The organism is uncultured Rothia sp., assembly GCF_937976295.1.
GTDB lineage: Bacteria > Actinomycetota > Actinomycetes > Actinomycetales > Micrococcaceae > Rothia.
In genome coordinates, this window is the sequence record NZ_CALJRY010000048.1 from 1 (window position 1) to 12301 (window position 12301).

Annotated in this window: 10 protein-coding genes; 9 read left to right on the forward strand and 1 reads right to left on the reverse strand. The window is 57.7% G+C overall.

Annotated features, from left to right (window positions below; genetic code table 11):
• The first annotated feature begins 143 nt into the window (after window positions 1-143).
• The 3 genes from Q0216_RS01350 to Q0216_RS01360 all read left to right on the forward strand — a co-directional run bounded on the left by Q0216_RS01350 (window position 144) and on the right by Q0216_RS01360 (window position 3785).
• Window positions 144-1418, forward strand: a complete 1275-nt coding sequence (locus Q0216_RS01350) for a hypothetical protein (protein WP_298592325.1) — start codon at window positions 144-146, stop codon at window positions 1416-1418.
• 44 nt (window positions 1419-1462) lie between these two features.
• Window positions 1463-2389, forward strand: coding sequence for a peptide chain release factor N(5)-glutamine methyltransferase (gene prmC / locus Q0216_RS01355; protein ID WP_298592326.1), 927 nt, complete (start codon window positions 1463-1465; stop codon window positions 2387-2389).
• A 181-nt stretch (window positions 2390-2570) separates the two neighbouring features.
• Window positions 2571-3785: an L-threonylcarbamoyladenylate synthase gene (locus Q0216_RS01360; protein ID WP_298592327.1), complete on the forward strand. Its 1215-nt coding sequence runs from the start codon at window positions 2571-2573 to the stop codon at window positions 3783-3785.
• Between the two features lie 175 nt (window positions 3786-3960).
• Here Q0216_RS01360 and Q0216_RS01365 read toward each other — a convergent pair whose 3' ends face one another.
• On the reverse strand, window positions 3961-4962 hold the full coding sequence (locus tag Q0216_RS01365) for an NAD(P)-dependent oxidoreductase (RefSeq protein WP_298592329.1): 1002 nt from the start codon (window positions 4960-4962) through the stop codon (window positions 3961-3963).
• 429 nt (window positions 4963-5391) lie between these two features.
• Here Q0216_RS01365 and Q0216_RS01370 point away from each other — a divergent pair, with 429 nt between their 5' ends.
• From Q0216_RS01370 to Q0216_RS01395, 6 genes are all read left to right on the forward strand, one after another.
• A complete protein-coding gene (locus Q0216_RS01370) occupies window positions 5392-7371 on the forward strand; it encodes a glycosyltransferase (RefSeq protein ID WP_298592331.1) in 1980 nt (659 codons plus the stop codon).
• Entirely contained in the window at window positions 7371-9329 is a 1959-nt protein-coding gene (locus Q0216_RS01375; protein ID WP_298592333.1) for a polysaccharide biosynthesis protein, read from the forward strand. Before Q0216_RS01370 ends, Q0216_RS01375 begins: the two co-directional genes overlap by 1 nt.
• Before the next feature lie 254 nt (window positions 9330-9583).
• Window positions 9584-10873 (forward strand): glycosyltransferase family 4 protein, encoded by a 1290-nt coding sequence (locus Q0216_RS01380; RefSeq protein ID WP_298592335.1) that lies wholly within the window; start codon window positions 9584-9586, stop codon window positions 10871-10873.
• Window positions 10873-11439, forward strand: coding sequence for a hypothetical protein (locus Q0216_RS01385; RefSeq protein WP_298592337.1), 567 nt, complete (start codon window positions 10873-10875; stop codon window positions 11437-11439). Before Q0216_RS01380 ends, Q0216_RS01385 begins: the two co-directional genes overlap by 1 nt.
• 87 nt (window positions 11440-11526) lie before the next feature.
• Window positions 11527-11727, forward strand: a complete 201-nt coding sequence (locus tag Q0216_RS01390; protein ID WP_298592339.1) for a hypothetical protein — start codon at window positions 11527-11529, stop codon at window positions 11725-11727.
• Between the two features lie 111 nt (window positions 11728-11838).
• Window positions 11839-12301 (forward strand): F0F1 ATP synthase subunit A (locus tag Q0216_RS01395; RefSeq protein ID WP_298592341.1); only part of this gene is annotated, 463 nt, incomplete at its 3' end.

The window sequence follows — 12301 nt, forward strand, 5'->3', positions numbered from 1 at the left end:
AAGGTGATGCCTGCTACCTGCAAGTATCCTGTTGCTCGTCATTGTGCCCCTCCCCCTCGGGGGGGGGACACAATGACGAGCCCAGAGATGAAATCGCTAGATATTGTGTAACGTTATACGTAGATAGAGAAAGGACAAAGAACATGGATGTTATTGTTCAGCTTCAACCGGGTGACGGAATCCTTGCCCGAATTGTGGATTTTAATGAGAGCACGGGCGGTACAGAGCTACTGGTCCTCGAAGTGGACACCGTAGATGGCGACCAGTTCACCGCCAAGATGGTGCATAATGCATACCTGAGTAATACGTGGGTGACTAAGTGCGACGGTCGGTTCGTGTATAGCGGCACAATTCTAGAACACGACCCTTTTAAGATTAGGCTTCGATACCACGATACCGAGGGACGTTTTGAAGAAGGCGGATTCAATATCGTTCAGGCTATTTACCTAGGACCGCCGGTCAATGAGACTGCAGTAACCATTGCAACCTCTATAGATCCTCGCCGAGAGGTTATGTGCCACGCAGGTGGTTACGTGTTTTCCTGGGGCGTTCCGTGGATTCCGAAGGCCATTTACCAGCACGTGGTAGTACCTGAAGACGGTAGGTGTATCTACATGCATAGCAATATGCACGAGCAGCTGAGTCGTATAGTGCCGGTGCATAATTGGCCTGGAATCACCTATGAACGCACCACCAACTTTGCTGACGTAGACTGTCAGCTAGTCCCTGTATCGGCTGAGGTGGAACGTGTGCTCGATAAAATGTATGAATCGCCCGAGTATAACGACCTTGAAGATGAATGGTCCTGTCATCTGAAGAGGTGGGAACATCCCCGAGTCCCTCTATCGAGCGCGTGGCCGAACGGTACATACAAGAACTTCTTGAATAAGCCGGCTATTTCCGAATTCCTGGAGGGGAATGGGCCGCACCTGATCCTCTGCCTGGTGGATACCGTGGACTTCTTCATGAAGAAGGGCTGGCGGAACAACCTGCTCGAGAAGTATGAAGACCAGGGTAAGTATTCTGACGAATACTTGAAGCTGGTTTGCATGGCAACCCGAGTGATTGCCGACCGTATGGAATTCCACGCGAATGACATTTATAGCTACCTGGAAGAACCCAGCCCCTTTGAGCTGCTACTTCGGGAGAGCATCGCGCTCCTCAAGGAGACCCCGGAGTATCAGTGCGTGGGTGTTTTCGGCGAGAAGTGTGAAGAATCCTGCGATTCTAGTTGCCCTGCGTGCCGCGGCGGCGAGTTCCGTCGAGAAGATCACGTGAGCGATCAGGACGACTCGAGTTCGCTACCGAGGCTCCGACCTTCCGAACTCGGCATGGTCACTGTGCTGGGGGCTTGCGATAGCGCGCTCGCCGAAGAGTCAGAGGAAGAGCCGGAGGAGGACTCCGAGGGCAATTCCTAAAAGGGGATAATTTCTAGAGGTAGAAGGGAGCGTAAGGAGAGCTCATGAAGGTGAATGTGCACGACCCGCGCGGGGAAGAACTCGCGCAGGTAATCACGCGCGCCACCGCGGCACTGGCGCAGGTGCCCAGCCCCCGCGTCGACGCCGAGCTACTCGCCGCGCACCTGCTCTACGACGGCTCACGCTCGCGCCTCCAGCACGCCGCGCTCATGGGGGAGCGGCTCACCCCCGAACAGGTCGCAGAGTACGAGGCGCTGGTCGCCCGCCGCGCCTGCCGCGAACCGCTGCAACACATCACCGGATCCGCTCCCTTCTACCGTCTAGAACTGTCGGTCGGGCCGGGCGTGTTCGTACCCCGCCCCGAGACCGAGCTACTCGTCGAAGAAGCTCTCAAAGTGCTGACCGCACGCACCGATTCGGCAACTCGCACCGATTCGGCAACCGGTCAGCTGCGCATCGTCGATTTGTGCACCGGCTCCGGGGCCATCGCCGCGGCAATCAAGAGCGAACTGCCGAACGCCCAGGTGTTCGCGGTGGAACTCTCCGAAGACGCCATCCCCTACACCCGTAAAAACCTGGAGCCGCTCGGCGTGCACCTGGTGCAGGGGGACGCCCTCACCGCCCTGTCCGAACTTGCCGGAACCTTCGACGCGGTGCTCTCGAACCCTCCGTACATTCCGCCGGCGAACGTACCCGCCGACCCGGAAGCCGCCCTGCACGACCCGGACATGGCGCTGTACGGTGGGGGAGAGGACGGCATGCAGATGCCCTCCGCGATTGCCGCCCGCGCCTTCGAGCTTCTTACCCCCGGCGGTCTGTTCATCATGGAGCACGACGAGACCCAGGAAGAAGCCGTTGCCGAGCTCCTGACACGCATCGGCTTCGAGGGCTGCTACCCGGTGCGTGACCTGAATAATCGTCCGCGCCATAGCGTCGGTTATAAACCGCGCCCACTAGAGCCTTTAGACTAGTAAATGCACCACCTAGCCCGTGCCGGGCTGCGTGAAGGCAACGCGTCCGCCCCAGTAGCCAGCCCAGTAGCCACCACAGAGCCAGTGAAATACGGCGAACCCCCGGAAGAGCGCTTCCACATGGCGCGTTGTGGGTGCCGGTGTCTCGCCGCATCCAGAAAAACATGAGAGAATAAGACCCGTGACTGCAAAGCTGTACCCCGTAACGACTGAAACTGAGACCCGCGAGGCCATCGAGGCTGCCCGCGAGGCGCTGAAGGCGCACGACACGATTGTGATGCCCACCGATACCGTCTACGGTATTGCCGCCGATGCTTTCTCGCATCAGGGCGTTGCCAAGCTGCTGGCAGATAAGGGCCGCGACCGCACCATGCCGCCGCCCGTGCTGATCTTTGATCTTGCTGCGCTCGCTGGCGTGGTCGACGACGTTCCGGACGATATTTACGACCTGGGTGGTCGCTTCTGGCCCGGCGCGCTGACTATTATTCTTCACGCGTACCCGTCGCTGAGCTGGGATTTGGGTGAGACCCGCGGTACCGTTGCCGTGCGTGTTCCCGATGATGAGTTCGCCCTGAAGCTGCTGACTGAGCACGGTCCGCTGGCGGTTTCGAGCGCGAACAAGACCGGTCAGGAAGCCGCACTGGACGCGCAGACCGCCTTGGATTCTTTGGGCGAGGACGTTGCCGTGGTGATTGACGGTGGCGCTCGTCCTAAGCCGCATGAGTCTGAGCCGAATGAGGACGGCGTGGTTGTGGTGACTGAGCGTGAGCCGGCACCGTCCACGATTCTGGATTGCACCTCCTTCCCCTACGTGGTGGTTCGTGAGGGCGCAATTTCGGTGGAGGAGCTGCGCGAGGTTGTCCCGACCATCCTGACTCGTGCGGAGGCTGACGAGCAGGCGGCTCGTAAGGTTGAGGAAGCTGAGTCTGCTTCTTCCGCATCGTCTGAGTCGGCTCCTTCTGAGCGTGCTCTGGACGATCAGGCTGACCTGGATGAGGCGTACGAGCAGTGGGACAGCACCCATAATGTGAGCGGTGAGCCTGCTCGTCGTGCTTCGGCGCCGGCTGCCGGTTCTGTTGCTGCGTCCCTGTTGGGTGCTACTTCGGCGCTGTCTTCTGCTTTCAGCACCGGCGTGGATCAGGAGCGTGCGCGCGGCTACCGTGACAACACTCCGAAGCCGGTTCGTGCGGATGAGCCGCAGACCCCGCCTGTGTCTGCTGATGTTGCTCGTGCGCTGGTCTTTGGCGAGTCGAAGATTGAGACTGCCGCTAAGAGCACCCCCGCTCAGAGCGAGGCTAAGGCGGCAGAAGCTAAGGCTGAAGACGCTAAGACTGAAGTAAAGGCCGATTCTGAGGCAAAGAGCGAGCAGAAGGATGCACCGGAGGATCACCTCTAAACCTCTGTGCGTTAGAGAGCTCGGAGCATAAAATCTCGAGCATAAAAACGTATAGGGAACCCCCGATATATCGTTCAGATATATCGGGGGTTCCCTTTCGTTATAGTGCTCTGGGTTATGCGCTGGTAGGTGGCGTGCCTCAGGTGGCGCACCTTCAGGAGAACACGCGCGCTACCTAGTTCTTGTCGAAGCGGCGATCCTTCTTCTTACCCAGCGCGGTGTGGGCGTTGCGCAGTACTTCACGCACGCGCGGGGTGGGCAGAAGGCCGTTTTCGCGTGCCCAGGAGTCGTCGATGCCCTGGCCGAACCACATGACCTCGACCTTGCGCACGGAACCGGAGAACTTGTCGTTCATCAGCTCGGAGACGGTGTAGCCAGCCTTGATGGCTGCGCGGCAGAGCCATTCGGGCAGGTGCAGCGGCTTGCGGCGGCCTGCATCCAGCGTTGCGGAGGCGACGGTTGCGCCTTCCCAGGGCTGCAGCACGATGGCGGGTAGTTCGCCGGGGAAGGTGCCGAGCATGACCACGAATTCTGCGAGGGCGTGCACACTGGAGACCGGGGACTTGCCGGTGCCTGCACCCGCAACGGAGGCGAAGGGGGAGGACGCAATCTTGGCGAAGAGTTCGGTGGTGCGTCGGCCGCGGCCCTGCACACTGGTTGCGCGCAGAATGCACAGTTCGGGTGCGCTGTCGGGATGCTCTTCGAGGAAGTAGTCCTGCAGATCGAGCAGTGCTTCTTCGCCGAGCGCCTTGGAGAAGGAGTACGCGCTGAACGGGTTGGTCTCTTCGGAATCATCCAGCACGAGGCGCGGGCCCTGTACCGCTGCGGAGGATAGGTGGATGACGCGGCGCACGCCGGTGCGCTGTGCGGCGATTGCGATCACGGCGGGGAGCAGGGCGTTTGCGCCTACGAGCGGGGGCAAATCCTGCATATTGGGTGCGGCGAGGCCCGCTGCGTTGACGACGACCTGTGTGCCCGCGAAGGCTTCTGCGAGGGAGTCGATGATGCCTTCAAGCTGGTCTGCTTCGTCGATGATGCTGTCTACGTCAAGGGCTCGGGTTGCGAGTCGAGGTGCCTCAATGGGGTCGACGCTGATACCTTCTGCGTTCAGACGCGCGACGATGGAGGAACCAACGAAGCCGCTGGCGCCAATGACTTTCCACTTGGATTCAGACATCTCTTTTACCTCTCACGAGCCCGCGTACGTTGCGGGGAAAAATGGGGTCATTTCAACTTTCCCATATTTGAACGGTTTATGGGGAATTTGTGGGGTTTTATTCGGTCTCTGGTCGTTTTTTCGCACGGGGTGCACAGCGCAAACACAGGCTGCGAAGCTGATAGCTTGTTGAATACCCAAAAGTGGGTGTGCGGGTACGTCCGCTATGCGGATAAATCAACTGAATTCGGTTGTTTATTTGTCATATAGCGCGTCTTTTGGGGTGATGGTTCACTCTCTAGCGGAGACCGCAGGTAGAATATTTTCTTTGAGTGATATATCCACACGGTTGAATACCGCGGGCGCGAGAAACACCAGAACCGCCCAGCACGGTATGGGTATATCGCGTATCGGCTGATTCAGGCGCATCGCGCCGCGGAGGGAGAACTTATGGCAGAAAAGTACAGCGACGTGACCGCTTTTGCCCAGCCTTCTTCCCAACAGCCTTCTTCCGAACAGTCTTCTTCTCACGATTCTTTGAACGAGTATCCCCGCACGGTCGCCGTGGTGGTGACCTATAACCGTGAGGACCTGCTGCCGAAGACCCTCGCTGGTATCGCATCGGGTGAGCGCGTGCCTGCGGCGGTGGTAATTGTTGATAACGCCTCCACGGACGGTACCGCCGAGTACCTGCGGGCCCTGGACTATGAGCTGCCGGTGGACTGCATCCGCCTGGAGAGCAATATGGGTGGCGCTGGCGGTTTCGCGGTGGGTATTGACCGCGCGCTGGAACGCCATAACCCGGACCTGGTGTGGGTTATGGATGATGACACCGAACCGACCGAGAACACCCTGTCGGAGGCGGTTGCCGCCTGGCTGAACTATTCGCCGGTGCCTTCGCAGCGCCCCGCGGTGGTGGCCTCTCGTGTGGTGTGGACGAACGGCGAGGATCACCCGATGAACACTCCGCGCACTATGTTTGCGGCGGGGGAGCAGTGTCATGCTCGTGCGCAGGCGGTGGGTGCCCGCCCGATTCGTAGCGCCTCGTTCGTGTCGATTCTGATGGATGCGCAGGCTATTCGCCGTAACGGTGGTTTGCCGATTGCTGAGTTCTTCATTTGGAATGATGACTTCGAGTTTTCGACTCGTCTGATTCATCACCGTGACGGCATCGCGGTGCCTTCCTCGGTGGCTAAGCACCACACGAAGACTTTTGGTACGACGAACGCTGACCCGGGTCCGCGTTTCTATAACGATGTGCGTAATAAGCTGTGGGTCTTTACCCGTTCGCGTACCCTGAACCCGCTGGAGAAGCTGCTGTATGGCGGCTCGTCGGCGCGCCTGTGGATTTCTACTGTTCTGCGTACTGATGACCGCCGCACCTACCTGGGGTATTTCCTCAATGGTGTGCGTGATGGTTTGCGTGCGCCTCGCCCGAATGCTCAGGTGCTTGAGGGCGTTTACCCGCTGACTTTCCCCGGCCGCTACGGCGTGCCGGCTGCAGCTAGCACGGTTGATGCTGAGAAGGCGCACGGTTGCGTGAGCTCTGCACCCGATTTTTCGGTGCTGATGAGCGTGTATGCGAAGGAGAATCCCGCCTACTTGGATCAGGCGTTGGAGTCGAATCTTCTGAACCAGACGGTGCGTCCTTCCGAGCTGGTTTTGGTGAAAGACGGCCCGCTGACCCCCGAGCTGGATGCCGTGGTGGACCGCTGGGTTCAGCGCGCCGAGAATCTGGATTGCCCGCCGATTCAGGTGGTGGAGCTGGCTCAGAATGTTGGTTTGGCGGAGGCGCTGAACGCCGGTCTGCAGGCGTGCTCCTATGAGCTGGTGGCTCGTGCTGATTCTGATGACCTGTCTGAGCCGACTCGTTTTGCGCGTCTGATTCCTGCCCTGGTGCAGGGTGGCTACACGGTGCTGGGCTCTGCCATGCTTGAGGTGAATGAGAGCAATACTGCGGTGGAGTCGACCCGCGAGGCGATCGTTGATTCTGAGCGTCTGCTCAGCGCGATGGATTCGCGCAACCCGATTTATCACCCGTCTGTGGCGTTCGTGAAGAGTGCCGTGCAGCAGCTGGGCGGTTACGAGTTTGTGCCCGGTGCTGAGGATTGGTGGCTGTGGATGCGTCTGCGCGATGCCGGCTACCGTCTGGGTAATATCCCCGAGGCTCTGGTGCGTTACCGCGTGGGTGCGGGCGCGTACACGAAGCGCGGGGGAGTGGACGCCTGGTTGCAGGATGTGGCGATTCAGCGTCGACTGTACACCGGTCACGGTATTTCTAAGCTTCAGTGGGCTCAGAATATGGCGGTGCGTAGTGTGTACCGTTTTGTTCCTGAGCGGGCGCGCCGTTCGGCGTTTCGTGCGTTGTCGTCTTTGACGGCTCGTGCTTCTTCTCGTTCTTCTGGTACCGCATCTGAAGGAGGCATGTAGTGGCTCAGTTGAAACCTCACGCTCGTGTGGTGATGCAGAAGGCTGCTCAGCGCGGCACGATGGTGACGGAGGGTGACTCTGGCACGGTGCTGGTGAACCGCCTGTATGAGCGTAAGCCGTGGTGGCTGATTGTGCAGGCTCTGATTGATTCGAGCGCGTGGTTGCTGGCGGTTTTGTTTGCGTACATGCTCCGCTATAGTGTGCTGCTCAATAACGGTTCGGTGTTCGATATTATTCACCCTGCGTCGTTGACGATGACCGCTACTTTGGCTGTGGTGTTGCATCTGGCTGTTGGTCTGGCGGGCGTGAAGATTTATAACGGCGTGTATTCGTACGGTTCGTTTGATGAGTCGTGGCGTGCCGGTGCGGCTGCTTTGAGTGCGGGCGCGGTATTGACCATTTTTTCCTTTGTGGATGAGTCGCTGGGGCTGCCGCATATTCCTCATAGTGTGCCTGCGATTGCGGCGGCATTTAGCCTGATTATGATGGCTGGTGCCCGTATGGCGAAGCGTGTGTACACTGAGCGCGGTGCGGTGCGTGAGCTGACCGGTGAGCCGGTGATTGTGTACGGTGCCGGTTTTATTGGCGGCATGGTCATGGATTCGATGCTGCATGATGAGGATGCGAAGCTTCGCCCGGTTGCGGTGTTTGATGATGACCAGCTGAAGGCTGGCACGAAGTTCCACGGCATTTCGGTGATTACGACGTACCGCGAGCTGGAGCAGGTGATTCGTGAGTCGGGTACCCGTAAGATTCTGGTGACGATTTCGGATATGCCGGAGGATTACTTCGAGTCCTTCTGCAACCGCATGCGTAAGCTTAAGGTTGAGGTTCAGCGTATTAGTAGCGCAAATGCTCGTCTGATGGGTGAGCGTCTGATTACCGCAAGCGATAACGACCTGATGCGCGTGATTCGTGGCGAGATCAACTACGATATTGACCGCGATATTCTGCGTTCGTACCTGCACGGTAAGCGTGTGCTGGTTACGGGTGCGGGCGGTTCGATTGGTTCTGAGCTGTGCCGTCAGATTAGCGAGTTCGAGCCTGAGACTCTCATGATGCTTGATCATGATGAGACTCTGCTGATGGAGACGAAGGTTTCGATTACTCATGAGTCGAGCCTGGATGATGACCGCATTATTCTGGCTGATATTCGTGAGGGAGATAACCTACTGGAGATTTTCCGTGACCGTCGCCCCGAGGTGGTGTTCCACGCTGCGGCTTTGAAACATGTGTCGGCGTTGGAGGCGTACCCGCAGGAGGCGTGGAAGACGAACTCCCTGGGTACTCTCAACGTGTTGCGTGCCGCGGAGGCGGTGGGCGTGAAGACCTTCGTGAATGTTTCGACCGATAAGGCTGCGGATCCGAAGACTGCGCTGGGCCAGTCCAAGCGGGTGGCGGAGCGTCTGACCGCGTACTTTGGTGAGAAGACCGGCAACACCTACGTGTCGGTTCGTTTTGGTAACGTGTTTGGTTCGCGCGGTTCGATTAAGCCGCTCTTTACGAAGCAGATTCTTTCGGGTGGTCCGATTACCCTGACGGATAAGCGCGCGACCCGTTATTTCATGCTGATTACTGATGCCTGCCTGCTGGTGATGCTTGCCGGTGCGATTGGTCGCCCGGGCGAGGTTATGGTGCTGGATATGGGTCAGCCGGTCAAGATCCTGGACGTTGCGAAGGCGATGCGCCAGGCATATGAGCGGTATGACGTGGAGATCAAGGAGATTGGTCTTCGCAAGGGTGAGAAGCTGGATGAGACTCTCTTCGGCGGTACCGAGAAGCTGGTACCCAGTGAGGAGAACCGGTATATTTCCCGGTCGAGTGCCCCGGCACTTGACCCTGATGAGCTCGATTATGAGCGCTGGATTCAGAACTATCGGGAGCACAGCGGCTATGAGCGTCATGGCCTGGAGCGTGCCCCTGATCCGCGTACTCTGGCGGATGCACAGACGTTCTAATCTTTACGTAAATGACACCGGATTCTGCACTTGCGTGGCAGGTGCGGTATCCGGTGTTTTCTCTTTCTCGGTGTAGAACATCTCAGGACGCAGAATATACAGGGCGTATGGAAAGATTCTGTAACGTTTAGCCCCGGGTTTCAGAAGAGTTCTATAGAATACGAAGTAACCACACACTACACACATATCGTCCCTTAGCCGCGATTTATGGAGTTTACCTCCAGGGGTAGCGGCGCCAATGCTTTGGAGCTGGTATGACCTCCTTTTCTGAACTGTTGAGTATTTTTGCTCTTGCTTTTGTTTTGGGTGCCCTTTTACCGTTTGCGGTGCGCCCGATTTTGCGCCGCCACAATATGGTGGATGTTCCTAATGAGCGCTCTTCGCATACTGCTCCGACGTACCGCGGTATGGGTTTGGCGACTGCTGCGGCGACTCTGTTGGCGTTTGTGGTGGCTACTTTGTTCGGCTGGACGTACCGTTCTTCTGAGTCTTTGCAGCTGGCGGTGACGATTGCTGCGGCGATTCTGTGCGCTTTTGTCTTGGGTTGGCTTGAGGATATTCGTGGCGTGAGCATTGTGCGTCGTGCGGGCCTGCAGCTGGTTATTGGTCTTTTGGTGAGTGTAAGCTTTGCGACGGTGCAAGGCACGAACATTTTGATGCTGATTCTTGGCGCGATTTTTATTGCCGGATACATTAACGTGGCGAACTTTATGGACGGCATTAACGGCATTTCTGGCGCGCACGGTCTGGTGGCTGGTCTGGCGTATGCGCTGACCGGCTGGATGGTGAATCTGCCGTGGCTGGCTTTGGCTGGTGTGGCGGTTGCCGGTGCTTATGCTGCGTTCCTGCCGTGGAACGTGCGCCCGGGTAAGAACGTGTTTTTGGGCGATGCGGGTTCTTATGTTTTGGGTGCGGCGCTGGGCACGATGGCTGTGGGTGCGTGGTTTGCGGATGTTCCGTTCCTGCTGTCTTTCGCCCCGCTGGTGACCTACCTTGCGGACGCTGGTGTTACCCTGTTCCGTCGGTTCATGGCGGGGGAGCAGTGGTACATGCCGCACCGTACTCACACGTATCAGCGTCTGACGGATGTTGGTTTCAGCCATCTTGGTTCGACCGCCGTGGTGACGGGTACGACCATTCTGGTGTGGGTGCTGTTGGCGTTTGCGTCTGACCTGTATGTTGCGGGATCTGTGGTGGCGGCCGCGGGCGTGGTGCTGGTGGCTCTTGCCGTGCTGGCCGTGTATCTGCGTATGCCGCAGTTCTTTGGTGGCGAGGCTCCTGCTTCTGCGATTGATTTGTCGAAGCGTTTTGCCTCGGCTCCTGAGACGACAGCTCCTGAGGCGAAGAAGGCTGTTTCGGAGCCTGCTACCGGTTCGTTGACTTCTGCAACTGGTGTTCCGGCGACTCCTGAGAATGTGGAGCCGACCTCGCTGCATCCGGAGCCGATTATGCCGGATTCCGTGAAAGACCGTGCAGAAAGCTCTTCTACTACTCGCTCCTCTGTTCAGTCTTCTTCTCATCGCAACCGTGGGGAGAAACACTAATGGCTTCTGAGCGGCCTAAATCTCAGGTTCCTATTGAGCCTCTTTGGAGGCGCGTGGTGGATGTTCTGTGGTATCCGCCGGTGGAGCGTAGACGGCAGCAGAAACGCCGCCTGGAGCGTACTCAAGCAGGTTTGAAAGCCTCTTCTTTTGAGAGTCAAGAGCTTTCCTGGAAATTTTTGTTCTACAGGGTGTCGGCTTACTCTCTGCTGGCTTGGTTGGGCGGTATGATGAGTGCGTACCTGTTTGCGGGCCCTGTGGGCGCGCTAGGAATAACATTGGGCTTTCTGATAATCTATATATGCTTCACTCTGGGCGTATTAGTTATGTTGGTTGCTCCCATTTTCGACTGGGGTGTACCCAAATCGCTGGTGGTGAGCTACCTCGTGAAGATTGCTCTGCTCGGTCTGGTATTGATGTTTGTGCCATTCCCCGAGAGTCTGAGGCACGGTTGGACTCTCGCAGGCGCATGTACCGGTGTGATTCTGTGGATTGTTATCGAAACAGTCAGCATCGCACGACTGAGAATTCTATACTTCGACACCGATCTAGAAGACCACGGTCGGTAACGCGATTGGTGTTTGAAAGGAATACGTTTGGCCGAAGAGAAGAAGTGGTGGGACGGAGATAAAAAGCTCCGCACTACCGGAGAATTGGTGTCTGACGGAGGTCTCTCCGGTGCAGTCATGTCGATTCTCTATCTGATCATCGGTGTAGCAGTGTGGGGCGGTATCGGTTACCTCGGTGACCTGGTCTTCTCCACCACCTGGCTGGTGTGGGTTGGTGTCTTGATTGGCGCTGTCGGAGGTTTGACCCTCGTCTTTACCCACATGACCAGGCAGAATAAAGACCGCTAGGTCATTGAACGCGGACCGCTAGGTCACACATTCATCCATGTAGTTAGCATGTCAGTCGCTTAGAGGCAGACATGGGCTCTTGAAGCCACTAGTAGCAAGAAAGGACTTGCTTTGATCGAGAACGGGTTGATCCTCGCGGAAGCCTATGTGCCGCCGACCCCCGAAGACATGCATCTGCCCCCCTTCTTCACCATTGGTGATTTCTCTTTCGGTAAGCAGAACGTACTGATTCTGCTGTCCGTGGTGATTATTGCGGTTTTCTTCCTCACCGCAGCACGTAAGCGCGCCATGGTTCCCGGCAAGACTCAGTTCATCGCTGAGTCTGGCTACATGTTTGCTCGTAACTCCCTCGGTAAGGAAACCCTGGGCGTACAGCACTACAAGCCTTTCGTGCCGATTCTGTTCGCCTCCTTCTTCTTCGTTCTGGTGAACAACCTCTTCGGTTCGATTCCGTTTATTCAGCTGCCCTCCTTCTCCCACCCCGGTAGCGCCTACGCGCTGGCTGGCGTAGCGTACCTGACCTGGGTTGGTGTTGGTATCAAGCGCAAGGGCCTGGGTGGCTTCTTCAAGGACA